This is a genomic window from Acidicapsa borealis (assembly GCF_059115245.1).
The window spans coordinates 3,435,978-3,461,747 of sequence record NZ_JCACNY010000001.1 but is presented as its reverse complement, the minus strand read 5'-3'; the positions used below and the strand labels follow the sequence as shown (position 1 = coordinate 3,461,747).

Below are 25,770 nucleotides of genomic sequence, written 5' to 3'. Positions count from 1 at the left end.
TTGCAAGCAGACATTCGAGATAGGCCGGAGGTGGCAGATGACAACTGTGGCTACTGATTTGCTAGGACAAGGCACGAACCGCAGTTTGCCGGAGAGGCCGGCGGCATGAAGAATTTTGATTCGTTTGGACTCGATAGCGTAAATCAGTGTTTGTGGCACAGAGGTGAGCAGATTGCAGTCCCGCTCAAGTGCTTTTCTGTTCTGCGATACCTCGTCGAAAATCCTGGCCGGCTGATCACGCACGATGAGTTGCTGGACGCACTGTGGCCGGAGACCTATGTTCAGCCGCAGGTTCTGCGGACGTATGTACTGGAGCTGCGCAAGCTGCTTGGGGATGATGCGGGAAGTCCGCGTTTCATTCAGACATTGCCCAAGCGCGGCTATTGCTTTGTCGCGAAAGTTTCCGATTCACAAGCGAACGCTGGCCAGCCAGAGCGAAGGCGGGCTTCGGATAAGGCTGCGAAGCCGGATTCCGAGCAACTGGCCCCTTCACCCGCCAGCGGACGCTTTGACAAGACCGACTTCAGTGCGGTTGCAGCGCGCGAAATCGTTGGCCGGAATTCCGAGTTGGCACATCTGGCAGCAGAGGCGCAGTTGGTCGCTTCCGGCCAGCGCAGAGTGTGTTTTGTCACAGGGGAGTCGGGTATCGGAAAGACCTCCCTGATGGATACCTTCTGCAGGCGACCGGACTTGAACGGCAACGCATGCGTGGCCCGCGGACAATGTGTTGAAGGCTTTGGCTCGAGAGAAGAGTATTACCCGGTGATGGAGGCGCTGAGCCAGCTGTGCGGATCGCCTGATGGCGAACGCGTCTGCCGTGTGCTGGCGCGCATGGCTCCAGCCTGGCTCTCGGCGCTTGGTCGCGATTGCGGTCTGGCTGTCGATGCAGGCAGTCTCAAGCGGATGCCTGGCGATCTTTGCCTGGCGCTTGAAGAATTGGCGGCAGAGTGCCCGCTGGTCCTTGTCTTCGAAGACATGCAATGGGCGGATGAGGCGACGCTGCATCTGCTTTCAGCGCTGGCCCGGCGCAGGGCGCCGGTGAGGCTGATGATGATTGCAACATACCGGCCCTGGGGTGGCAGGACGGATGCGTCCGCTGAGTATGCCGACCGCGCCCAGGGGGCTGAGAACGCTGTTCACGCATTGAAGCAGGATCTTTTGGTGCGGCGCCTGTGCACGGAGATTGCTTTGCGTCCTCTCTCGAGGAGCGCAGTCAGGGAACTGTTGATTCAGGAGCTGCAGCACGAAGCCATTCCGGCAACTCTTTCGGAATTTGTGCACCATCGTTCCGAGGGAAATCCTCTCTTCGTGCTTGCGATGTTGGAGCATTTGATTGCAGAAGGGGTCTTGGCGCGCTCCATGGTGGATGGTGTATCTGCGTGGACGTTGGTGCGCCCGCTTAAGGATCTGCAGACCGAAAGAGGCAGCGTACCGGACAGCCTGGAGCAGATGATTGAGCTCGAAATTGGCCGCCTGAATGCTCAGGAGCAGAGACTGCTTGAGGGTGGCAGCCTGGTCAGCTTTGTCTTCTCCGCATGGACGGTGGCGGCGGCGCTGGAGCAGGATGTGGAAGCGACGGAGGAGGCGCTCGACGATCTCGCTCGACGGCTTCCGTACTTGAATCGCGCCGGTGTGGACGAGCTTCCCGATGGCACCTGCTCGGCCTTCTACGTGTTTGCGCATGAGCTCTATCGTGAAGTGCTCTACCACAGGCAGACTGCTACCCGCCGGGCTCGACGACACTGTCGCGTGGCTACAAAGCTGGGCGAGTTGTTCGCAGGTAATGCCGCGAGTGTAGCCAGCGAAATGGCTCAGCACTATGAGGCGGCTGGGGACTGGAAGCATGCGGTGGAAGCGTTGCGTGTTGCCGCAGACCATGCACACGGCCGCCGCGCTGCATTGGAAGCAGCTGCACTGCTGGATCATGCGACACGGATCGCCGCGAACCTTCCGCAACTGGAGCGTGCCCAGGTGCAGGCAGAGATTCGCGAACATCCGGCATTCCGTTTGCAGAACGAATTCGTCGAAAATCATTTTCTGGACACAGCAAAAGCTTGACGCTTTCTCGACGGAAACTTAACACCTTTTATTTTGAAGCTCGCTAGTGTGATTCATGTAGTCAGGAGGACACACACATGCGACTCTCTCTTCGTAACATCGTTCTCGCCCCAGCAGTGATGGCCGTCGTAGTTTTGGCCAGCCAGTCCGCCCATGCCGCAACCACGAGCGTGATCAAGATTCCCTTCAGCTTCACCGCTTCGGGCAAGGTTTGCCCTGCCGGCGAATACACCGTGCGCACCGATTCGGCTTCGCATATCATGACGTTCGAAAACAAGAATGCCTCGGTCGGATTCAACTGGCTGGTCGGGCCCGGAAACGATGCGCCGGCGCAGGACAAGATCCGGCTGAAGTTTGACAATGTCAATCAGAACCAGGTCCTCGACTCTGTGCAGGTTAAGGGGATGGTGGCAAGCGGTCTCGATCGCGGTACTCGCTCAGCGCACGTTGCTGCTCCTCACTCCTCGGGTCGTTAAGGCCATGAAGTCTGGAACGAGTAGTCTGGATCATGCCTTCGAGATTGTGGTTCCCCGAACCAAAATCTCGAAGGCATTGAGCCGGAAACGTTACTCAAGAAGGTTGCACTGGCAACAGCTCTTGAAGGCGGCTTCGCCGGGACTTCCTATCGAGTAGTTTCGGTCAGAAGCGGTACAGCCAGTAGGGCGTTCCGGGAATGGCTGTCCATCCTACTGCCTGAAGATCGGCCGGTTTGGCCATCGCCAGCACGGCTCGAGCGCCGGTGTGATGGAAGTTCTCAAGCATTGCGCGCTGGGCATCCGGCGTCGCTTGCCAGAAGGCATCGAAGTCTATCGTCTGCGTCTCCAGCAGAGAACCACCAAGAATTCCGACAATCTGGAACTCGTCCATGTAGGCCCAGGTGGATCGTGTGGCATCAACCAGGTTTGCCACGATGGCGACCTTGTCGCCCGGATGCAGTCCGGCCTGTCGCAGATACTTTCCGGCTTTCCACTGCTCATCGTTTGAGTAAAGCTGGTGATGGCGGATATGGCCAATCAGGTCACGATCGGAATCATGGGCATTCGCGAGCAGGGTGGCCAGGCAGCCGGCGAGCAACAGAGAAATGGTGACCAGCTTGCGCTGCGATGCTGCGCTGTCCTCCTGCCGGACGGCCTCTCGTCCTACGAGTGACAGCAAGCCCACCAGGAGCGTCATGGCCAGGAACGATGCGATGTAGCGTGCCTCGACAAAAACCAGCAGATAGATCGCTGTTCCGCCGACCGCTACCAGCAGCAGAGGCCAAGCCGTCGCGAGTGTGCCCGGCCTTGGAGAAATTGCCTTACTCCCCGGCCTGCCGACCGCCCAGCACAGCACCATTGCGTAGATGACAAACTGGAGATGCAGAGTCTTGACCAGGCGGAACAGGTTTCCTCCGAAAGCATGAATCTGCGCCTTCATGCTGAAGAAGTGTCGGTACCCCTCGTAGTAGTAGGGAGAGTTAAAGAAGGGGGCAAAGGTGACGGCAAAAGGTCCATCGAAGAGATAGATATGGGGTACGACCGAAACAAGCTTTGCCGGGTGAACCGGTGTTCCGAAGGTTGGCGGCTGCCCCTGCCACAGCCCGCCTGGCTCGAGCTTGTTTACATTCCACGCGTAGTTCAGCGGTCCGGCATCGCCGTAGGTGAATCGCCCGGCAGCCCAGGAGAGTCCTGCAACATACGGCAGAGCGAACACTGCTGTCGTCAGCAGGGTAAGCAGCAGATAGCGAAAGCGCGGCCTCTGCTTCCACATAGCCACAAGGGCGGTGAAGGCGAAGACCAGCGTCAGCGGCAGGAAGATTGCTTTTACAACGAATCCCAGACCAAGCAGCGCTCCCAGCGCTATCGCTCGCTTCGCCGTCGGGCCCTCTTTGAGCCGCACGAGCAGAGCCGCTGCCGCAAAGACGATTCCTGACACCAGCATGTCCGGGCCGACGCGGGAGACATTGTCCATCGTCAGCTCCGTCGAGAGAAAAATCGCAAATGCTCCCAGGATCAGCACCATTCGCCAGGCTGGATTCAGCTTCGCATGCAGGGACAGTGCCTGCGCCGCCGTCCCCGTCAGCCAGTAGAACGCGCCAAAAGTCGCAGCGAGGATCAAGACATTGAGCACATGGACCGCAACCCATTCTCCAGCCGGCGTGGTAGGAAAGAGCGGAGTTGCGATCGAGATGAGCAGCGGATACCCCAGTCCCCAGTAGGAATTCAGCGCCAGCTTCCAGTCGCCAACGTGGATGGCGCGGACGATGTTGAGGTAGTTGATGGCGTCGCCGGAGTAGCGGACACGGCCATACACGCCTTCGACCGCGCCCAGCACAATGGTTACCGCTAGCAAAAGCAGCAGCAGCGCACGGCTGCGCGCAAAAGGGGCTGGAGATGTCTGGGTCGTCACGCACGAAGTATAGCCCAGGATCGTCGCGTGACCAATGATTTCTGAATTTGATCTATTTCGAGAGAACTTACGCTATTCCTTCTGGAGACCTCCGCATCTCTTGCCTTTTCGGTTGAGAATCCAATTGCTAGGATCGGAGGGCGCTGAGAGAATGGTTTCACTCAAGGGAAGTGAGAGATTCGATGAAGTATTGTCCGGTCTGTTTCACGGCGCATCCGACGCATCAGACTAAGTGCCCCGAACACGGGGTCATGCTGATGGAGTCAGGTCAGCTAGAGCCGGGCATGATCATCCGAGAGAAGTACAGAATTGTTCGCATGCTTGAGCGCGGCGGCATGGGTGTCGTCTACCTTGCGGAACACATGCTTCGCGGCAAGATGCGTGCTCTGAAATTTCTCTCCACTGAACTGAGCGGTGATCCCAAGTTGATGAAGCGTTTTCGGCAGGAGGCACAGATTGAATTGCGCCATCCTAACATCGTCGAAGTCATCGATCTGGAGCAGGCTGAGGATGGTTCGCCTTTTATTGCGATGGAGTTTGTCGAAGGCCCGGACCTGCGCAAGGAACTTGCCGGCGGTGCATTACCGGTGGAGCGAGCACTTGCGATTACGCGGGGCGTGGCGCAGGGACTGGCTTCAGCGCATGCGCACGGCATCATTCATCGCGACGTGAAGCCGGAAAACATCATGCTGGCGCGCGGCACAGGGCAGACGGAGATCCCCAAGCTTTTGGACTTTGGGATTGCGGCGGTGAAAGAGAATGTCACGGTTGTGAGCCGCACGCGTGGGCTGATGCTGACTCCGGAATATGCCGCGCCCGAGCAATGGAAGGGCATGCCCTCTGATCAGCTTGACGGCCGCGTGGATCTATATGCTCTAGGCGGCGTGCTGCATGAAATGCTTACGGGCCGGACGATGTTTCATTCGCCGACGCTCGATGGATGGATGTTTCAGCACCTGATCGAGGAGCGCGTTGCTCCGAGCCGAATCGTGCCGCAACTCGCGCAGTGGCCTGGGCTGGACGCGATGGTGCTTCGCATGCTCGCCAAGGAACGTAATGACCGCTTCGAAAGCGTGGATGACTTCCTCCTTGAACTGGAGGCCGTGCGACAGCGCAAACCACGCCCTGCAACTTGGCAGGAGACACGAATCGAAACTCCACCGAAAGTCGAGAGAACTTTCGTCAAGGAGACACCACCGCCGCCGTCGAAGACCGGTCCACAGCAACCACAATGGCAGAGAACGCCGCCGCTTTCACCGCCGCCACCGCCCCGCCGCGTCGATAGTGCGAAGGTAGTGCAGCCCGCGACGCCAGTCCGGCTGATTGGCATCTTCAAGTCTTACGGGCGCTCGAAGACTAATCCGGCCGCCGCGATCGTGTTACTGGTATTGCTAATCATCCTATTGCTCTCGATTGGATTCGCGATACTTAGTAATGGTTCCGGCGGGGAGCTGATGGTCGGCGCAATCCTGGTACTTGGCGGAGTAGTGATTTTCGGCGGGATGATCCGCTGGCTGTCCAGCGGCGTGGCTTTCAGCAAGATATGCGTTCATTACCGTGCGCCATTCGCCGCGCCGGCGGCGGTCGCACTGTTCAAGGCTCTGAAGGAGTTTGGCCTGCAGCCGCAGAACGATTCGGATGTCTATCTTATTCAAGATGCTGGCAGGCCCGTGGTGGCTTTCGCCATGCAGGCCGGCGCATGGGACAGGCCGGAGCAGATACAGGAGATGACCCGCCTGGGTCGAAGTATCGCTGCTTCTGTCGGCGGCCTTCCGCTGCGCATGCAGATGGTCGATTATCAGCTCATTGTGCACAAGGACTTCCTGGTAACCTGATGCCCGACTTAGTCAGATTAATCCAGGCAACTTAGTTCTTGAATTGAAATCGATAACTCCCTGAAGTTACAACGCAGGTGGTTGCGCCGGTTTGCGAATCACAGGATGTAATTCCTTTCGCCTTGGCAAGCGTGCCGTTGCTCTCTCGAATCGAAGCTGCATCGGCAGCAGGAATGACCACGGTGGCCGTGGCGCCGGGTGGGATGCGAACGTTCATGGTGACCACATTCCCCTTGCGTGACCAGCCGCTGGCAATCGTTCCCAGGACCGACTCGTAGGTAGCTGACGCATCGTTCGTGCCGGAGACGGGCGTGGGATGAAGAATGATTTGTCGCGGGGTGGTGCGGCTCATGTCGATGTCGATTCCAGCCAGTCCTCGATAGAACCATTCCTCCGCGTGGCCCAGCATGAAATGATTCTGCGAGTTGTCCTTATTGGTGTCCCATGCTTCTGTCAGCGTGGTTGCGCCTTTCTCCAGTTGATAACCGTAGCTCGGCGAATCCTTGCGCAACAGCATGGCATTGAGCACGTCCGAGCGGCCCGCATCGGTTAGCGCCCGCACCACGTAGTGGAAGCCAATGTCGCCCGCCGTCACGTGATCCTGATGCTGATGTATATCGTCGACCAGGCTCTGCAACACGGCCTGTTTTGCAGCTTCGGGAACGATGCCGAGCGCAAGCGGCATTGCATTGGCAGTTTGACTGTTGCGATCGTACTGACCCTTGTCGCTATGCAAGAGGTGAGCGTTGATGGAGTCGCGAACTCCCTTTGCTTCGGCGTGGAAGGCGGCGGCCTCCGAAGGCTTGCCGAGAATCTCAGCTATATGCTCAAGAGCAATGAGGCACTCAAAGTAAGTTGCCGTTGCTGTCATGCCTTTCTCTGTCAGCTGCGATTCCCCAGGATCTTTCGGTCCGATGTCGTACCAGTCACCCAGCCCGTATGTGAGCATGCCATTCTTCATGCGGCTGCGAAGGTAGCTTGCATACTTCACCATCATGGGATAGCTTTCGCTCAGCACTTCCTGATTCGCAGTCAACTGATACTCAGTCCAGGGACTCAGAATGGAAGCACTGCCCCATTCAGGCGAATCGCGGAAGCTGGTACTCACGCCATTGCTGTCCACGAAGGCTACGAACTCCGGGGCGATCGCCGGCACCATGCCGTTCGGTAGCTGGGCATCACGCATATCAAGCGCCATCTTGTCGTAGAGCGCGGACGCATCGTAGTTGTAGAGAATCGAAGTTCCAGCAAGATGCGTCTGCTCCAGCCAGCCCAGTTTTTCGCGATGCGGACAGTCGGTCAACACGCTCACCATGTTGCTGAGAATGGCCATATCGATCAACGTGTGTATGCGTTCAAAGAGCTGATTTGACGTGGTGAAATGGCCTACGACGGGAGCTGCAGCGTGGATAAAGTCGCCGCGCATGGCTACGATGACAGGCTTGGCCGCAGAGGGCGTGAGCGCTGCGCCCTCCACCTGCACATAGCGGAAGCCGGTATAGCTGAAGCGTGGATGCCAGTGCTCGATGCCGTGTCCGCGCAGCGTGTAGACAAACAGGTTTGCATGCTCAGGATCTGCGTTCATGCTGTGTTGCGTGACCAGTCCATTTGCGTCGAGCAGTTCGCCCGGGATGAGTTTGACAGTGCTTCCGCGCGGCCCCTGCACAACGATTTCCGGCCACCCGGAGAAGTTCTGCCCCAGGTCGTATACCAGCGTTTCGGGCCGGGGACGGGTTGGCATGCGCGCGCTGTAAACGTGGGCAATCTTGATCATCAGCGCTGATTGCGATTGCAGGGTTCCGCCTGGACCGGATACCTCGAGAGCATCCGCCCAGGATGCGTCATGGAAGCCAGGCCGATCCCATCCTGCCTGCTCGCGCTGCGCATCATAGTCCTCTCCGCCGTATATCGATGAATACGTGATGGGCCCAGCAGTCGTCTTCCAGTTGTGATCGCTTACGATCGTTGCGTGGGTGCCGTCGGTGTACTCGATGCGCAGTTCAAGAATCATCTTGGGCTGACCGAAAGTGCCGATGAATTTGGTGTACCGCCCCTTTGTTCCATCGACGTTGTACATACCATTGCCGAGCATCGCACCCAGTGCGTTGCTCCCTGGATGCAGCAAGTGGGTTACATCCCACGAGTTATACAGAACTGTCTTCCGATAGTCTGTCCATCCTGGATTCAGAGTGCTATCGGTGACATCGGTTCCGTTGATACGCAATTCATACTGCCCAACGCCGGAGACGAATGCGATCGCGCGCCGAATGGGCTTTTCCGCAAGAAAATCGCGCCTGAAGATCGGCAACGGGGGAGGGTAGTCGCCGAGTTCACCGACGTTCTCGCGTGTCTGTCCGGGGTCTGGCTTGTCGGGCGAGGCAGCGATCCAATGCGCACTCCAGTCGTTTGCGTTCAACAGCCCGGTCGTCCATTTCGCCACTGGACTCCACGGGGAAGGGTGGCCATCCTGATCCCAGACCATAACCTTCCAGTAATAGCTGGTGCTGGAGCGCATGGATGGCCCTGCGTACGCAATGCCGAAGGTCTGCGACGATGCTACTTTGCCCGTGTCCCAGATATCTCCCTGAGCCTGCATTAGCCTTTCAGGAGACGAAGCGATCAGCACGCGGTAGGCGCTCTGCGATAAGCCTCTCGACGCCGTCGATCGAGCGGCCAGTATCCAACCCAGACGAGGATTCGCCGCGTCGATGCCGAGCGGATCGACGGTAGACTCGGTTTTCAATTGAGTTGCGACGATGCCCGCTGTACCTGCGACCGCCTGACGCGGCTTGTTGATCCGCACCGGAGATTGCGAGTGAGTGTTCAGGGCAAGGCCGGCTGTAACGAGCAAAGCGGCGAGTACGTGGCGGGGCTTGATTCGAGGCAAGGCATCCTCTTCTTCGCGATTTTCCGGCATAACGAACTCTACGCAAGACGCGGTACTTCCGGCAATATTTCATTCTGCAGGCATTTCCGTTCGGGATGCCAACGCAAGTGAAACATCTATTGACGATGGGATTGGCTCTCCACGAATCTCTTTTCTTGACCTGACGCCGGGTGTAGGCAACAATGAGCGAAAGGCTAGTCCCAATCATATTCAGAGGATTCCCATGGACCCTGCCATCACTACGCTCACAAATGTTGATTTCTCGGCTCCGCAAGTCGAAGAGGCCATCGTTATTCCTGAGCAGCCTGCCGTGAAGCCCTGGCCGGTTGCGGCACGAATTCTTTTTCGAATCGCATTCCTATATTTCTTCTGCTTCCTCTTTCTGTTCGGCAACGGCACCGTGTTCGACCTCTTTCCTGTTGTCGGAGGATGGATAGACTCGGTGCTGAACTGGCCGTTCGATCACCTGGCAGAGTGGATGGGCCAGCATGTATTTCACCTCACCGGCATCGCCGCGCACTGGCATCCGACAGGTTCGGGCGATACTACGCTGCACTGGATTCTCAATGGGCTGTTCATTGTCTTCTCACTGGTTGGCGCCATCGTCTGGACTATCGTCGCCATGCTGCGCGGCAACCGGCGCAAGGAATACAACACGCTGTACGCATGGCTGCGTTTCGGCCTGCGCATCACCTGCGGCTTGTTCATGCTGAACTACGGCCTCGCCAAGGTCTTCCCGTTCCAGATGGCGCCCATCTCTGTCGGCATCCTCAACGAGCCAGTCGGGAATATGTCGCCGATGACCTTCCTATGGGCTCTGATCGGCATGAATCCGGTGTACGAGATGGTCTGCGGCGCAGCTGAAGTCATCGGCGGCGTCCTGCTCCTGTATCGCCGCACCGCACTGCTTGGAGCACTGATCTCGGCCTTCGTCATGGCCAACGTGGTGCTCTATAACTTTTTCTTTGATGTGCCGGTAAAGCTGTTTGCTGTGAGCCTGTTGCTTGCTATTTGTTTCCTTACGCTGCCGGATGTGCAATCGCTTTTCAGCTATTTCTGGCTGCATCGGCCCACTGCGCCATCCGCCACGTGGATCCCACCTGCGAAGCGCCGCTGGTATCGCATCACTCTGCTTACAGTGGAATGGGTCTTCTGCCTTGGCTTCCTCATCATGATGCCCGTCTCCGATGGCATTGGATGGTTCCAAAATGCTGCGGCGAACAAGGTGCAGACGCCTCTTATCGGCTCCTGGAAGCTGGACGCTACGCACCCCGCCAGTGGCTCATTCATCACCGGCGAGGGACTTCCGGCAACCGACTTGTACATCGATACAGCGGCCCGCGGCCTGACGCGCGCAAGTGACGGCGCGTTGTGGCGTACTCGCTTCAAGCTGGATGCGAAGGCACATACGTTACGGATCAGCGACTTTCCGACAGACGCAGTGACGTACAACTTTCAAATGCCTGATAACAACCATCTGATCCTGACGTCTGTGGCTCCAGATGCGGCAAAGAACAAGAGTGCTGCCAAGTCTGCGGCGCCGTTTACTCCGGCGGTCGTCACTTTGACTCGCACTCCCATTCCGGCCCACTATCCTCTGCTGGATCGCGGTTTTCACTACGTCAATCAATGGGGCCTGGAACGCTAGACGGGCGATCGAACTTAGAAGTCCACGTGAGCGCGGACCGAGCCAACCCAGGCTGGTCCGCGGTCGCGGTTATAGCCGGGATTAGTGATCTGCTGGACATCCAGGGCGTAGAAAAGGCCTCGCCAGAAGTGGCAGTTGTAGTAGCCTTCGACAATCGTTTCGCGGCCGTAATTCAGATTGCCGTCGCCCAGCAGAAAGCCCTTGCCGCCCAGCTTTAGATACTCCTGATGGTCGCTCTTAATGGCGTTCGAAACGAAGGCTATTGCGACCTTGTCCGCAGGCCGATGCCAGGATGTTCCAGCGTAGTCGGCGCCTGCCGAGACCGTCTGATCGACCTCGGTGTAGGCATACGACTCATGCTGGCCCTCATTCCAGCCGAATCGTCCAAAGACGCGCAGACTGGCGGTGATTTCCTGCTCGGTGTTATAGCCGAAGCCATACTTGAGCGCGCCTTCGTGCTGGTGCTTGGTGATGTCGGGAGTGGCGTCCTCGCCGCGCAGGAAAGCATCGTTGGCTTCGCGATACGTGCCCATGTGTGCGCGATTGGCGAAGAAGAGCAGGCGGGTTACGCCTTTGCGGTTGGGAAACCAGCTGTGCCGTAGTTCAAACTCACCGTTGTGTCCGTGCGCGCGGCTGAAGGCCCAATCCATATCGATGCCGTTTGCCACCACTGGCATCGCAAACAAGCCGTAACGGACAGACCATGAGCGGTCGTCATACTCCGCCATGGCGCCCACGGTGTAGCCGCGCGTATCGGCTGCATAATCCCATGCGCCATTGTTGTCGATCGTCCAGTTCATGAACTGCAGATGACTATCGGTACCGATCGAATTGATGTCGAAGAAGTCGGGCAGCGTGAGCTTGCCTCCGCGCAGTTCGATGCGCCGCACCGGGACAGTGGGAGCCACCGAAAACGGGCCGCGCTGTTGCTCGGTTGTCTCCGAGCTGAGGCCGATGGTCTGGTGGATCTGGTATCGCGCCAGATATGGCTTTGAGCCGAGGTTAGGGTTGCGCACCACGTCGAGGTTGGTGAATCCAGCGAGACCCAGGGCCTCGCTTAATCCGCGGCCACCGGCGCTTTCGAAGTCCAGGATGAGATCGGTGTTATAGCGAGTCGACTTGCTGGCGCGTAGCGCGGTAAAGAGCGTGCCCACCATGGAGGTCTTGTACTCGGCCGAGTTGCGAAAGCTGTTGGTGCTCTCATAGGCGGAGTGAAACGCAGGACGGCCCTGAAAGATGATGTTCGCCTGCCCGGAAAGCCACCATGGACTGGTGTCCGAGTGGGGCGACATGGTGACGATGGGCGCATCGAGATTGTCGGGCGCTGGCACGTCCGCCTTGGGGACGACCGGCTCCGGAGTCTGCGCCAGCGGGGAAGCGGCTGCGTAACCGGCAACAATGGCTATCAGAAGCCAGGTTCTTACATTCGAGCGAACATTAGGCAAAACGAAATCTCCGGTCGTGATATCGGGTGCGATATGATTGCGATGAAGGATACCCTACTAGGGTATATACCATACCCCCTGTGGGTATACCAGTCCTAAATCGCAACTTCACGGGAGATTCACGATGTCGCATGACGAGCGGGAAAAACTGAAACTGTTGCAGCGCATTCGCAAGCTCCGTGGCCAGTTGGATGCGGTGGAGCGTGCACTTGAGGGCAAAAAAGACTGCGGCGACCAGCTTATGCTGTTGGCGGCTGTTCGTGGCGGAGTCAATAGCCTCATGGGAGAGGTTCTGGAAACGCATATCCGCTTTCACCTCACCGATGGTTCCCAGGAGCAGATTGCGCCGGAGCTTGCAGAGGACCTCATCGACCTGGTTCGCGCGTACCTCAAATAGAACGGGCTTTCTACGTCAGAAATGGAAAGAGGCTTGTAAACCTTAAAGCGCGAAGATGAACGTACGATAAAAGACTCGTCTCCCATCTGTTGCGGGGCGCCTACGCAAGGCCCAGGGCATGACCAATTACGTCGGTGTACTTGTTCCCGGAGCCGGTGTTGAAGAGCACAACGCGATCCGATGGGCTGAGAAATCCCTCAGCCATCAGCTTGTCATACGCTGCCGTCGCCGCTGCTCCCTCCGGTGAGAGAAGTACTCCTTCGTTCGATGCCCAGTCGCGCAGCGAAGCAAAGATCTGCTCGTCGCTGAGCGCTACGACGGTCCCCAGCGATTCGCGAACGATATCGAGGATCAGGTAGTCGCCGTAGGGCTTCGGCACGCGCAGCCCGCTGGCAAAGGTCGCGGCGTTCTGCCACATCTGGCTGGCCGCCTGGCCTTCGTCAAAGGCGCGAGCAACCGGTGCGCAACCGGCTGCCTGGATGGCGATCATCTTCGGGCGCTTGCCGGTGACCCAACCCAGCTCTTCCATCTCGAGGAATGCCTTCCACATGCCGATCAGGCCAACACCGCCGCCTGTCGGGTAGAAGACTGCGTCGGGATACGTCCAGCCAAGTTGCTCGACCAGCTCGTAACCCATGGTCTTCTTGCCTTCAATGCGAAACGGTTCCTTTAGCGTGGACAGATCGAACCAGCCCTCCGTCTGCTTGCGCTCGGCTACGATGCGCGCGCAGTCAGAGATCAGGCCATCGACCAGTGTCATCTTCGCGCCGTATGCCACGCATTCGACCTGATTGGCCATCGGCACGTCTTTCGGCATGAAGATGTGCGCTTCGATACCAGCGGCAGCAGCGTAAGCCGCCGCAGCTCCACCCGCGTTTCCAGCCGAAGGAACAGCGATTTTCTGAATGCCGTAATGCCGCGCCATGGTCATCGCCAGCGAAAGCCCGCGCGCTTTGAATGTGCCGGTAGGGTTCGCGCCCTCTTCCTTGAGAAAGACCTGATCGTAGCGGCGGCTCGGCAACATCGGCGTCCAGCCCTCGCCCAGCGTGACGGGTTCAATCGAAGGCAGGACGGACTGGTAGCGCCACATGCCGGACCAGCGCCGATCGTGGGCCGTCGAACCTATGGCATCGCGCACCGCCAGCCCCTTCGCGGCTTCGAGGTCATAGCGTACGTAAAACGCACCAGCGCACTTGCTGCAGACGGTCTGCGGGGTTGAGGCGTCTTGCGGAGCGTGGCAGCGGGAGCATTCGAGATGGGCAATCGGCGGCATACACCCTAGAATAACGAATGCTGCTCATTCGCAAAGGAACCTGATGCCCTCGTCCTCTTCCAAATCCAGTCGCGGGATGCTGATTGCCACCATCGCAGGCCTGTCGGTCTATGGGCTGGGGATTGCCTTGTCACATCCTCCGCTCTGGGGCCTGGTGGTCCGATGTGCAGCATTGCTGCTCCTGCTTGTCGTAACTGCGCGCAGGAGTTCGTTGACAGGATGGACATTTTTTGCCATTCTCGCGGGCGCCGAACTTGGCGTGGATGTGCCATCGCTGGCAGTGCATCTGCACATCATCGTCGAGATCTTCCTGCGCCTCATCAAAGTCATCGTCGGCCCGCTCATTCTCGGCACGCTCATCACCGGTATCGCTGGCCACGGCGAGTTGAAAAGCCTTGGCCGCGTTGCCGTGAAAACGCTGATCTACTTCGAAGTCATCACCACTCTGGCGCTGCTCGTAGGAGCACTGGCCATCAACATCACCCGCGCCGGGGAAGGCGTGGTCGTACCTGCCGCTCTGATGGCGCAACAGCCTCCGCCCACTGCGCTGCATGCCGACGCGACGCACAATGAACTCGAAGGCTTCCTGCTGAACGTATTCCCGGAGAATCTGGTATCGGCTCTTGGCCAGAATCAGATCCTGCAGGTAGCCGTCTTCGCCATCTTCTTCGGGTCAGCGCTCGCCATGCTGCCCAAAGAGAAGAGCGCGCCATTGCTGGCTGTACTTCACTCGATGACCGCGGCGTTGTTTCAATTCACCAAGATCATCATGTACCTCGCGCCCTTCGCTGCGGGCGCTGCATTGAGCTACACCGTTGGTAAGATGGGGATCGCAACACTGCTGCCGTTAGCGAAGCTGCTCGCCACTTTCTACGGAGCGCTGATTGCATTCGTCCTGCTGGTGCTGCTGCCTGCGGCGCTCCTGGCCCGTGTTCCGGTTCGCCGTTTTCTGAAAGCGGTCAGCGAGCCGGCCGCCATCGGCTTTGCCACCAGCGCGTCGGAAAGCGCGCTCCCGCTGGCGATGGAGCGGATGGAAGAGTTCGGCGTCCCGCGCTGGGTGATCTCGTTTGTCATTCCGCTTGGCTACAGCTTCAATATGGACGGTGGCAGCCTCTATCTCTCGATAGCCGCCATCTTCGCTGCGCAGGCTGCAGGCATGCACCTCAGCGTCATGCAGCAGGTCATCATGCTGCTCACTCTCATGCTGACCAGCAAAGGGATAGCCGGAGTGCCGCGTGCCACCATCGTGGTGCTGATGGGCACGGCTGCATCTTTTGGCCTGCCTCTCGCTCCGATCACCATGATCCTCGCCATTGACGCCTTGATCGACATGGGCCGTACCGCGCTCAACGTCACCGGCAACTGCCTCGCGGCAGCAGTCGTAGGCCAATGGGAAGTGCCGGAAGAGATCAAGCCGGCGGTAGCTGGAGAGAGCTAACTAGAAGTCAGGAGGCACTTAGGAGGCAGGAAGCAGCAAATCGAGCGACTGCTTCAGGTCCAGCTTCACTTCTTCCTGTAGCTCGGCGGAGAGCTTTTCTTGCCCTTGGGTCAGGTAGAAGACGTCGATAGCGGTTTCGCCTTCCGTGTCCACCAGGGCAACTTCGATGTTGCAATCATGGCTATGCAGTACCAGCGCGATTTGCCGAAGCAGACCCGGGATATCCTGCGCTACCACCTGCAGCAGAGTGCTGTGCGTCGATGACTCCGAATCGAATTCAAGGCGTGTCGGAGTTTCTACTTTGACCGTGCCATTGCGGGAGCTCTGGCGACGGCTGGCCAGTAGTTGCTCCACCTGCACCTTCTGGTCCAGGATGTCCTGCACATTCTGCAGAAAGCGATCCTTCTCCGTCGGGTTCAGCTCCAGTGTGCGGAAAGTATCGGTGAATTGAAAGCTGTCGACAATGACGCCAGCTTCGTTCGAGAAAGCGTCGGCTTTCACAATGTTCATACCCCAGGCGGCCAGCGCCCCGGCCACGTCGGCAAAGAGCCGGCTGCGGTCCCGCGCTACGACTGTCAGTTCGACGAGCTGCCGGTTGGGCCGCAGTTCAAGCTGGATTGGGTCAGAATCGAGCTTTGCCGCCATGAGGAAGTGATTGCGAATCTGCTCCGGCAGGCGCGTTTGCAGATACCGCTGCGGCAGGCCTTCGAGGAACTTGCGAATGGCAGCTTCCTGGCTTGAATCCACATGATTCTTTGCGCCCTTGCCGGCGGTCTTGCCGTTGGTCCTCGGCAGCATCGAAGCGATGCGGTACAGCAGCGTTGGGTCAAGATCCGCATGATAGCGAACCTCATCCACGCTGCGATCCATGAAGTTCGCCGTCGACATGTAGAGCTGCCAAAGATTCTCAGCCTTCCACGGCGTCAGTGCATCCGGATGCACCGCCTTGATGTCCGCGTAGGTCATAAGCGTCAGCATTTTTAACAGGATCGGGCTGCCGACCTTATCTGCCAGGATGCGGATATTGTCGCCGTCGAAGATATCGCGCCTGAGCGCGTTGGACATTTCGAGATGAATTCGGATCAGCTTGCGCACAATCTCGCGTTCTTCGATATCGAAATCCAACCTTGCGAGAAAGCTGTCCGCCAGTTCCACGCTAGTCGTCGTGTGCTCGCCGGTGCGCCGCGCCTTGCCTGTGTCGTGTAACAACAGCGCAAGCAGCAGCAGATCGAGCCGGTCGAGTTCTGGAAGTAACACGCCAAGCCGTTGACCATCTTCAATGGGCGCGGCATTGTCCGGTCTGCGCAGCGCGTGCACATTGTCGATGGTCAGGAACGTATGCTCATCCACGGTGTAGCGATGGTAGCTGTCGCGAATCACCAGTGCGTCGATGCCGTGGAATTCAGGGATGAGCATTTCGAGGATGCCCAATGCATGCATCGTGCGCAGAGCATGCGCCGCATGCGGCCCCAGCAGCACTTCGCGCAGGCTGTTCCAAAGATATGGCCCTTCCGGCAGGTTGATAGCCAGCATAGGCAGCGCGTCGGTGATGCGATCTTCCGCAGCCTGCGTGAGCGTGTATCCATGGTTGGCAATGGCGGCAAAGACGCGCAGCAGGCCATCGGTATCGTTGGCCTGCGTGAACTGTGCTCCGGGGCTGATGTCGATGCGGCCTTGATCGAGCGAAAACTCCGTTCCCTGGATCGGCGTACGCCGCTTGCGGAACTGTTTGTAAAAACTGACCGGTGCCGGCAGATGCTCCATCAGCAGGACGGCCCGGCGATAGACCGTGCGCGCATGCCGGTAATAAGTGCGCATCCAGTAGGCTGGGTCGGCAGTGCCGCGCGTTTCAAGGCCGATGCTCTGCGCTGCTGCCTCATCCTGCGATTGCCAGTCCAGCGTATTGTCGTCGCGATTATGACGGAAGTGCAGAAAACATCGCGCAGCGGCGAGAAAGTCAAAGGCCGACTCGGCATCCCCATGAGCCGATTGAAAACCGCCGCTGCGCTGTGCGGGCCAGGTCTTGGTTTCCTTCAGATGGAAGAGCAGCGCGAACCACGGCGCCAGGTTGAAATCGCGCAGTCCACCGGGGCAGTCTTTGATGTTGGGTTCGAGATGGAAAATGGTGTTACCGTACTTGGCGTGCCGCGCGCGGGCGATTTCACCGAGCTTTTGCGCGATCGTGTTCCACTCACTCAACACCAGGCCGGGAAACGTCTCATTGTGCAGCTTCTGATAGAGCGGAAAGTTGCCGGCAAGAAAGCGGTGGTCGAAGGTGGAGAGCGTAAATTCCAGGTTGTCCGGATCGAAGCGGCTACATTCCTTGATTGTCCGGAGAGTAGGGCTCGCTCGCAGCCCGATATCCCACATCGCCTGAATGATCGTCCGAATCGCCGGACGAACGGCCTTTTCTACATCGTCGTCAGCATAGGCAAAGAGTACATCGATGTCGGAGAAAGGGAAGAGGTCCTTGCGTCCGTACCCGCCAAGAGCCAGCATCGCTACCCGCGGGTTCGGCTCCGGGCTGCCCTGCCCGTCACTACAGACGCGCCGCCAGATCTCGATCAGCAGCCGGTCGACGATGGAGGCTCGCCGGCGAATGGCAGCCGTGCCGTCTCCCGTACGCTCGTAGGTCTGGCGCACCTGCGCCATCTGCGCGCTGTACTGATCGCGGAGGTCGTCGATAACTAGAGGGGCAGTTTCCATCAATATACTGAATACCTGAATGCGGTACTGGAATGAGTCTCAGAAATCGGTGCGCTTGGAGCAGGGTCACTATGAGAATAAGCGATTAACGGGGTGGAAATTCACACGAGTGGGAAAGAATGCGGTTCAGGCTTCGGATCGTCCCAATATCCACCCTTCAATCGCGCGGATTTCGTCGTCCTCGGCGAGCTCCTCAGGCGGTCCCGGCATTCGCACGCCGAGGGCGACCTCGATCATCCCAAACAGCCCCAGCACCGCATCGAAGGCATCGCCTCCGCCATCTGGAAATCCCGCGTCGATTGCCCGAGACAGCTCTGGCGCAAGCCGAACGGAATTCCGCTCAGCCCAATCCAGCAGTGCAGAACCTTCACGCTGACGAACTTCGATCCGGTTCTTGCCGCTGATCTGATGGCCGACAATCGACCGGTGATATTGCGTCGGATACGCCTCCGCCACGACCGTCACGCCCGGTTGCAGCAACCCAGCCAGACTCCCCTGGTACGGCCAAAGCCGGATGCTGTTGTCGCGCAGTCCGGGCGCCAGTACATGCTTCCATCCCTCAATTGCCCCGCGTCCCGGCGCATTGGCGCCAAGCGTCCAGAAAAGCGGCCCAGCGGCAGGAATTCCTTCCTGGGCCCGCTCGCAACGCCGAAGAAGCTGGTCAAAAGAATCGAGGTCCAGCGCTGCAGTCAGATGTTCCCGCTTCCGCGAACCCTTGGGCGTGAAGTTGTACGGATAGAAAGGCCGATGCGCTGAAATCTCCTCCTGCTCGCGGGCGACCGAGAAAAACTCGCTCTCCGGAGCGAGACTGCGCAGAAATGCCGGAAAATTGGAAATCCCGGCATTCTTCGCATATTGGCGAGGGAGCCCGATAGGAAAGTCGAACCCAACCAGCGCAGTGCCATGTTCTCCACGGAGCTGGTTGGTCCGTTCGATAAGGGAAGGTAGGTCGCCCACCGGCTCTGGGGGCTGCGCCGCGTAGGAGCCGTCAGATTGGATAGCTTTCGCCATCCATCTTGCTTCAGGGCTGCTACCCCAGTCGCAATGAACGATCAGGTCTGGCATTTGTATTCGCCTTACGATGACCTTTCGCCTTCGGCGTTGGATACAGTGCCTTTAGTCCGCGCTACCATTTTCAAATATTCGAGCTCCAGAGCGGCAGAAGTACGAAAGGTCGTCTTGGAAACTAGTGCGCGGTATGTTGTAACCGGGTTAACCAACCCAAACTCGCCGGCCCGCAACAAAACACCGAGCGTACCGGTAGTCATCAACCCTCGGCGTTGAGCGGCTAGTCGGCCTTTGCGTTCGTCGATCAGCAACAAATCCGCGCTTCGCTCTTGAGCTAATTGGATAGCTTCCCGTTCACCCGGGCCTAGGTAGGCAAGGTCCGGATAGGGAGCCTTTGCGGTCTCAAGAACCTCGAGCCAAACTGGCACATGATTCGCCCAGCGGCGCACTATTTGCGGTGCATCTCGATTGCGAAGCTCGCGAACGACAGAAAACGGTACCAGGACACGCTGGTATAGCTGCGTTAGAAGATGATCAGATTCAATTTGAATCAGGTAGTTGAGCGGGGAAGTGTCGGCGACTACGATCACGCAGGAAGATTTTCCTTCGCACGCAACCGGTCGAGCGTCTCCATATCCTGCTGCAGGTCCTGCTCATCGTACGCGTGATCGAAGATTTGACGTTCCTTCAGCAGACCATCGAAGTCGAACCGCCACAAACCGAGCATTTGGCTGGCTTGATGATGGGAGAGCACACCGGTCCGGTAGCCTTCAATAACCATAGCTTCGAGCGCTTCGCGTCCCGCATTGGGATGCGAAGCCACGTCATCCGGAAGCTGGACGGTGATTTGCATAGCCTGAGGGTAGCAGAACCCAAATCAAAAATCGAGAGTCAGGTTCCGCCGATACGGTTGGGCAGTCCGCTAGAGTGCCGACTCGCCGTGCTCGTCGTTGCGGATGCGGATTGCCTCATCCACCCGGGTCACGAAGATCTTGCCGTCGCCGATTTTGCCGGTGCGGGCTGCGCCGATGATGGCCGCGACGGTCTTATCCTTCAACTCATCCGGCACCACGATTTCGATCTTGACCTTGGGCAGCAAGTCGACGGTGTATTCGCGTCCTCGATAGAACTCCGTATGGCCCTTTTGGCGGCCGTGGCCGCGCGCTTCCAGAATGGTCATGCCCTCAATCCCCGCTTCCAGCAGGGCGTCCTTTACTGCATCCAGCTTCGACGGCTGGAGAATTGCTTCAATCTTCTGCATGGCAAAAAAAACCTCGTGCGAGTCATCTCGCATCCTGCGTTAGCCTAACAGGTTGGTGGAGTGCTCGTGGAATCCCACAAAATACCCACTCCACAAGAGGAATCCGGGATGGCACGGGTGCCTGGAAGTTGTACTGCCAGCCGGACAGCTGCACCATCCCCACGTTCCTGCACATCAAGCAAAACCACTGTTGTCTACAACGCGGCCCGCTAAGAGGCCAGGTCGTAGCCCTCTTCTCCGTGTTGCGACAGATCCATGCCCGTGGCCTCATCCTCGGCCGACATCCTGAGCCCGATCGTCTTGTCCACGATAAATAGGATCACCAGCGTGCCGACGATCGAAATACCCCAGGCAATCGCGACACCGACCGACTGATTCACCAGCTGATGCCAGTTGCCTTCAATTCCACCCGAGGCGAGCACTTTGCCAGCCGCATCCTTGAAGACCGGATTGATCGCCGAAACCGCGAATACGCCGGTCAGAAGCGCGCCCAGCGTGCCGCCTGCTCCGTGAACGCCGAAGGCATCGAGCGAATCGTCATAGCCGAACCAGCCCTTGACCCGCGTCACCATCTGGAAGCAGAAGACACCGGCAATGAGGCCAATGATCAGCGCTGGAATCGGCTCAACGAAGCCCGAAGCGGGGGTAATCGCCACCAGCCCGGCTACTGCTCCCGAAATCGCACCTAGAGCCGTCGGCTTCCCGTTATGGATCCACTCGGCAATGGTCCAGCTCACCGCAGCTGCCGCGGCGGCGAAGTGCGTTGCCACAAATGCGCTCGTTGCCAGCGAACCAGCGCTCAGAGCCGATCCAGCGTTGAATCCAAACCAGCCCACCCACAGCAGGCCAGCGCCGATAAAGCTCAGTACCAACGAGTGCGGCGGCATGGCCGTCTTCGGGTAACCAACGCGTTTGCCCAGGTAAAGTGCCGTCACCAGTGCCGATACGCCCGAAGTCACGTGGACAACTGTGCCGCCGGCAAAGTCCAGGCAAGGGAAGCGTCCGCCGGCAATATTCAGCAATCCGCCAACGCCCCAGACCATGTGCGCCATCGGGTCATACACCACGATCGACCACAGGATCAGGAACACGCACATTGCGCTGAACTTCATCCGCTCCGCAAACGCGCCGGTGATCAGCGCCGGCGTGATGATCGCGAACATGAGTTGGTAGACCATGTATGTCTGGTGTGGAATCGTCGGTGCGTAGTCGCTCGGGCTCAGGCTCACGCCGTGCAGCAGGAAATACTGAAAGCTTCCGACGAAGCTATTTCCCGGACTGAAGGCCAGTGAATAGCTGATGATCGCCCACAGCACCGTGATGATGCCCATCATCGCAAAGCTCTGCATCATGGTGCCCAGGATGTTCTTCTTGCGCACCAGGCCGCCGTAGAAGAGGGCCAGTCCGGGCGCAGTCATCATCAGCACCAGTGCGGCCGAAACCAGCATCCATCCGTTGTCCGCGTTGGATTGAGCTGCCGTCACCGCCGCTTTCAGGTCGGCAATCTGCGCCTGTGTCGCCGGTGCATTCGGGGAGGAAACGGTGGGTGCTGCTGCCTGAGCGTGCGCTGCCAGGGGTGTCATCCAAGTACTGGCAGTCATCAGGGACAGGTATAGGAAGGCACGGGAGAGAACCCGAAAAGAACAGAAGTGTCTCATTTGGTCTGATTGTAATGCGAACTTCTCCGGTTTTCGCTATAGGAATTTTTCGTCCCCGCCAAGCCGTTGGCAAACGAATAGTATCGGGTGAGAGAACCACTCGATGCCCACAAAGCCCCAAGCCTATCCAGGCAACTCGCGCAACACGATGGGAGATTGCTGCGTGACCACCCGCAGCGAGACGTTGAAACATCCATTTCGAATGGGTGTATTGCGCCGTGGCCGATCATTTCTATTGCCGATTTTGGTTCCTGCGATCGCGCTTCTGGGTGCGGCGCCGGCCCATCCGCGACAGTCCTCGCATCCTCCAGCATCCGCTACACCAAGCTGCCACAGGCTGATCATCACTGCCGAAGCGAGAGCTGGCCAGGAGTGGTCCGCACCAATCGGTCAGGGATGGTTGCTGCGCCTTGTTCCCATCGCTCCTTCCGGACAGGACTACTCCGGCTGGGATCTCGCCGTTTCTCCCCCCGGTGACACTGCTTATCCGGACGCGCTCTTGCTCGGTACGCCGCCCTATGGCTCTCTCAGCGAGCGTGAAATCGGCACCACCTTCGGTCTCCGTGCGCAGGACGCCATTGCCTGGCAGCTTCGCCACTTTCACTTTCTTCTTTCCGCGCGCGACCTGGCCACGGCACGGCGACTCTTCCAGCAGCTCACCGCGGCCAGTTCCGCACAATCTGCCAGCACTCGCGCCTCCGCCGAACTCATGCAACTGGTCACACACCAGCAAGGGCCGCGAGCTGGTCAGAAACCCGGCTCGGGTCAACTGACAATCCTCGATGCGAAATACGTTGCGGGCACAGCCGATCCCGTATCTTACGCCCAACAGTGGGCAGCCCAACTCGGCCATGTTTCCCACACAGCTGTCGAAACAGGCCACTCCGCCACTGCCAGGGGCGAGTTGCTCTCCATGCGTTTCACAGCGGTACTGTGGCTGCCCGACGCATGGCAATTGCCCGCAGACCTCCCGGCTGGAACCAGCTCGAATCGGACAACTTGTCCCGAATGATACAGATCGGGGCTTTTCGACTCAGAAAATGGGACAGTTCTGTTCGTTAGAGAACAAGTGCATCGTATACTGCTGTTATGTCAGAGAGCACAGTGACCGGACGCTCGGGCGGCGATTTGCAGGAAGCCCCCTTGAAAGATCAATACTTCTTCGGTGCCCTCGAAAGCAGTGGCAAGAATCGCGGTAAGTTGCGCGAAGTCAGCTACGGTTTCGAGCAACCCGAAGGTGTGTTTATGACCTCGCTCGATTTCGCTGTCAACTGGGTTCGCAAGAACTCCGTCTGGCCCATGACCTTCGGCCTCGCCTGCTGCGCAATTGAAATGATGTCGATGGGCGCCTCTCGTTTCGATCTGGCCCGATTTGGCGCGGAAGTGTTCCGTCCTTCGCCACGCCAGTCGGATCTGATGGTGATCGCAGGCCGCGTTTCGCAGAAGATGGCGCCGGTCATCCAACGTCTTTATGAGCAAATGCCCGAACCCAAGTGGGTCATTTCGATGGGTGCCTGCGCGACATCCGGTGGTGTCTTCAACAACTATGCGCTCGTGCAGGGCGTGAATCAGGTCATCCCCGTTGACATTTATGTGCCTGGCTGCCCGCCGCGTCCGGAACAGCTCTTGTACGCGATCACCCTGTTGCAGGAAAAGATCCAGCGGGAGCGCGGCAGCCTAAGGAAATCTCTAAACATTGGGTAGTGAGCAACCTGAATGCCATACCGTACATCGGAACTAAGAGACAACCGGGGAAATTTGTCGAGTACCCTCTCCAGTAACTGTGTCGGCAACTCATTCAAGAAATTTGTGTTCTGCTCATTTCGCCCTATGGTAAGTTGATATTGTCGTTCGTGTTCTTGGCTTTACCTCGATTTCAAACCATCAATGTCCGTCATAAAACGGACAAAACAATTCACCAGTTGGAGACTTGAAATGCATTTTTGCTTTCAAGCCAATGTTGCGGAGGAAAACGTATGAAATCTCGTGTTACGAAGTCTGTAGTTCTGGCTGTTGCGGCAGCGGCCACATTGATGTCCGCGGGCGCCTATGCTCAGGACAAGCCGGCCGCCAAGCCCATGCCCCCTGCGGACACTTCCGCATCGCGCTGGGATATTTTCGCTGGTTATAGCTACCTCGCCCCTCACGACACGGTTCAGGTTAAGCAGTCCGACGGTACAGTTCTGCCGGTCGACTATAAGGCCGTCAACGTTGGCGGTATCGCCAGTGGTTCCTACTTCTTCAACAAGTACGTGGGTGCCCAGCTCGAGTTCGGCGAACACTTTTACGGCAGCGACTCGAAGAACGGCGGCAACAACGACTCGTTCTTCACGGGTTCTGCGGGCTTGATTTTCCGTTATCCTACGGCTGACATCACTCCGTTTGCGCACGGCCTGGTCGGCGGCGCTCTGGTGGGCGGCCCTGAGCACGAACCTCTTACCTGGGGTCCCGCTCTCACCGTCGGCGGTGGTATGGATTACAAAACGCCGCTGCTTGGCGGCAAGCTTTCGGTTCGTCTGTTCCAGGCGGACTACGAATACATGCACGTCAACTTTGGACCTGTAGTCTTTGGTGGCCGCGCGAACATCAATGCGGCTCGCCTCAGCGCCGGTCTGGTCTACCACATCGGTAGCATCGTTCCTCCTCCGCCGGTAACCCTGGCCTGCTCGGCAAGCCCTGCTACAGTTTTCCCGGGCGACCCGATCACCATCTCGGCAACGGCTGACATGTTGAACCCGAAGATGAAGGCGACCTACACCTTCACCGGTGATGGCGTCACCACCTCGGGAACGACCGCAACTGTTGCAACCGGCTCGCTTGCTCCCGGGACTTACACGGTCAAGGGCAACGTAAGCGAAGGTCCGAAGCCTGGCCAGTCCGCTGACTGCTCGGCCACCTACACCGTCAAGGCCTTCGAGCCGCCGACAGTGAGCTGCTCGGCGAACCCGACCACCATCAAGCCGGGCGACACCAGCGCGATTACCGCCAGCGGCGTCAGCCCGCAGAACCGTCCTCTGACCTACTCGTACTCGGCTTCGGCTGGTTCGGTCAGCGGCAGCGGCACCTCTGCAACCTTCTCTTCAGCCGGCGCACCGACGGGCACGTCGACAGTCACTTGCACCGTAACTGACGACAAGGGTCAGACCGCAACCGCGACCACCCCGGTCACGATTGAAGCTCCCTACGTCGCTCCTGCACCGACCGTTTCCGCTCTTTGCTCGATCACCTTCGACAAGGACAAGAAGCGTCCGGCCCGCGTGGACAACGAAGCCAAGGCCTGCCTCGACGGCATCGCCCTTACCCTGAAGAGCAAGTCGGATGCGACCGTAGCCATCGTTGGTTCGGCCACCGCAGACGAGAAGATGCCTCCGAAGGGCCACAAGAAAGCCAAGGTTGAAGACCTCGCAGCGCAGCGCGCCGTCAACACCAAGGACTACCTCGTAACCGAAGGCGGCATTGATGCTTCTCGCGTCAACGTCTACACCGGTTCCGGCGACGGCAAGAAGGTCGAAGACTACCTCGTTCCTTCCGGCGCAACCTTCGACGTAGCTGGCGCAACGAAGATCAGCTCCGAGCCGAAGGCTCAGCCCCGCAAGGCTCTTCCTGCCAAGCACCACAGCAAGAAGGCTGCCAAGTAGTCCAATCAGCAAATACAGCGCGGGCAGAGACTCTCAGTCTCTGCCCGTGCTGCATAAGTAAGTCAAGCAACAGCCGGGGCTGACCGATTCATCCGGTCAGCCCCGTTTTCTTTGCCTCAATGATCCATCG

Annotated in this window: 19 protein-coding genes; 9 read left to right on the top strand and 10 right to left on the bottom strand. The window is 58.5% G+C overall.

Features of this window, described 5'->3' with window-relative positions:
- Positions 1–105: 105 nt before the first annotated feature.
- On the top strand, positions 106–2,058 hold the full coding sequence (locus tag AC5S27_RS14215; protein ID WP_493935224.1) for an AAA family ATPase: 1,953 nt from the start codon (positions 106–108) through the stop codon (positions 2,056–2,058).
- Positions 2,059–2,135: 77 nt separating this feature from the next.
- On the top strand, positions 2,136–2,534 hold the full coding sequence (locus AC5S27_RS14210; protein WP_493935223.1) for a hypothetical protein: 399 nt from the start codon (positions 2,136–2,138) through the stop codon (positions 2,532–2,534).
- Positions 2,535–2,697: 163 nt separating this feature from the next.
- On the opposite strand, the gene AC5S27_RS14205 is transcribed toward AC5S27_RS14210, so the two are convergent.
- Complete coding sequence (locus AC5S27_RS14205) at positions 2,698–4,446, bottom strand: hypothetical protein (protein ID WP_493935222.1); 1,749 nt, start codon at positions 4,444–4,446, stop codon at positions 2,698–2,700.
- Between the two features lie 182 nt (positions 4,447–4,628).
- Here AC5S27_RS14205 and AC5S27_RS14200 point away from each other — a divergent pair, with 182 nt between their 5' ends.
- Positions 4,629–6,281, top strand: a complete 1,653-nt coding sequence (locus AC5S27_RS14200; RefSeq protein ID WP_493935221.1) for a serine/threonine-protein kinase — start codon at positions 4,629–4,631, stop codon at positions 6,279–6,281.
- A 31-nt stretch (positions 6,282–6,312) separates the two neighbouring features.
- Here AC5S27_RS14200 and AC5S27_RS14195 read toward each other — a convergent pair whose 3' ends face one another.
- Positions 6,313–9,198, bottom strand: a complete 2,886-nt coding sequence (locus tag AC5S27_RS14195; RefSeq protein ID WP_493935220.1) for a family 78 glycoside hydrolase catalytic domain — start codon at positions 9,196–9,198, stop codon at positions 6,313–6,315.
- 193 nt (positions 9,199–9,391) lie between these two features.
- Between AC5S27_RS14195 and AC5S27_RS14190 the strand changes: the two genes are divergently transcribed.
- Entirely contained in the window at positions 9,392–10,816 is a 1,425-nt protein-coding gene (locus AC5S27_RS14190; RefSeq protein WP_493935219.1) for a hypothetical protein, read from the top strand.
- Positions 10,817–10,830: 14 nt separating this feature from the next.
- On the opposite strand, the gene AC5S27_RS14185 is transcribed toward AC5S27_RS14190, so the two are convergent.
- Positions 10,831–12,261: a carbohydrate porin gene (locus AC5S27_RS14185; protein WP_493935218.1), complete on the bottom strand. Its 1,431-nt coding sequence runs from the start codon at positions 12,259–12,261 to the stop codon at positions 10,831–10,833.
- Between the two features lie 124 nt (positions 12,262–12,385).
- Here AC5S27_RS14185 and AC5S27_RS14180 point away from each other — a divergent pair, with 124 nt between their 5' ends.
- Positions 12,386–12,658: a metal/formaldehyde-sensitive transcriptional repressor gene (locus AC5S27_RS14180; RefSeq protein ID WP_493935217.1), complete on the top strand. Its 273-nt coding sequence runs from the start codon at positions 12,386–12,388 to the stop codon at positions 12,656–12,658.
- Between the two features lie 100 nt (positions 12,659–12,758).
- On the opposite strand, the gene AC5S27_RS14175 is transcribed toward AC5S27_RS14180, so the two are convergent.
- Positions 12,759–13,931 (bottom strand): threonine synthase, encoded by a 1,173-nt coding sequence (locus tag AC5S27_RS14175; protein ID WP_493935216.1) that lies wholly within the window; start codon positions 13,929–13,931, stop codon positions 12,759–12,761.
- 43 nt (positions 13,932–13,974) lie between these two features.
- Between AC5S27_RS14175 and AC5S27_RS14170 the strand changes: the two genes are divergently transcribed.
- Positions 13,975–15,369: a dicarboxylate/amino acid:cation symporter gene (locus tag AC5S27_RS14170; protein WP_493935215.1), complete on the top strand. Its 1,395-nt coding sequence runs from the start codon at positions 13,975–13,977 to the stop codon at positions 15,367–15,369.
- Between the two features lie 18 nt (positions 15,370–15,387).
- Here the strand turns inward: AC5S27_RS14170 and AC5S27_RS14165 are convergent, their stop codons facing one another.
- The 6 genes from AC5S27_RS14165 to AC5S27_RS14140 form a co-directional block, all read right to left on the bottom strand.
- Positions 15,388–18,075: a [protein-PII] uridylyltransferase family protein gene (locus AC5S27_RS14165; RefSeq protein ID WP_493935214.1), complete on the bottom strand. Its 2,688-nt coding sequence runs from the start codon at positions 18,073–18,075 to the stop codon at positions 15,388–15,390.
- A 126-nt stretch (positions 18,076–18,201) separates the two neighbouring features.
- Positions 18,202–19,086, bottom strand: a complete 885-nt coding sequence (locus AC5S27_RS14160; RefSeq protein ID WP_493935213.1) for a hypothetical protein — start codon at positions 19,084–19,086, stop codon at positions 18,202–18,204.
- 65 nt (positions 19,087–19,151) lie between these two features.
- Positions 19,152–19,673: a PIN domain-containing protein gene (locus tag AC5S27_RS14155; protein WP_493935212.1), complete on the bottom strand. Its 522-nt coding sequence runs from the start codon at positions 19,671–19,673 to the stop codon at positions 19,152–19,154.
- Entirely contained in the window at positions 19,670–19,936 is a 267-nt protein-coding gene (locus tag AC5S27_RS14150; RefSeq protein ID WP_493935211.1) for a UPF0175 family protein, read from the bottom strand. Before AC5S27_RS14150 ends, AC5S27_RS14155 begins: the two co-directional genes overlap by 4 nt.
- Before the next feature lie 69 nt (positions 19,937–20,005).
- A complete protein-coding gene (locus AC5S27_RS14145) occupies positions 20,006–20,344 on the bottom strand; it encodes a P-II family nitrogen regulator (protein ID WP_493935210.1) in 339 nt (112 codons plus the stop codon).
- A 209-nt stretch (positions 20,345–20,553) separates the two neighbouring features.
- Entirely contained in the window at positions 20,554–21,927 is a 1,374-nt protein-coding gene (locus AC5S27_RS14140; protein ID WP_493935209.1) for an ammonium transporter, read from the bottom strand.
- Positions 21,928–22,165: 238 nt separating this feature from the next.
- Here AC5S27_RS14140 and AC5S27_RS14135 point away from each other — a divergent pair, with 238 nt between their 5' ends.
- From AC5S27_RS14135 to AC5S27_RS14125, 3 genes are all read left to right on the top strand, one after another.
- Positions 22,166–23,014, top strand: a complete 849-nt coding sequence (locus tag AC5S27_RS14135; protein WP_493935208.1) for a hypothetical protein — start codon at positions 22,166–22,168, stop codon at positions 23,012–23,014.
- A gap of 77 nt (positions 23,015–23,091) precedes the next feature.
- Positions 23,092–23,706: an NADH-quinone oxidoreductase subunit B gene (locus tag AC5S27_RS14130; RefSeq protein WP_493935207.1), complete on the top strand. Its 615-nt coding sequence runs from the start codon at positions 23,092–23,094 to the stop codon at positions 23,704–23,706.
- Positions 23,707–23,978: 272 nt separating this feature from the next.
- Positions 23,979–25,640 (top strand): OmpA family protein, encoded by a 1,662-nt coding sequence (locus AC5S27_RS14125; protein ID WP_493935206.1) that lies wholly within the window; start codon positions 23,979–23,981, stop codon positions 25,638–25,640.
- Positions 25,641–25,770: the final 130 nt, after the last annotated feature.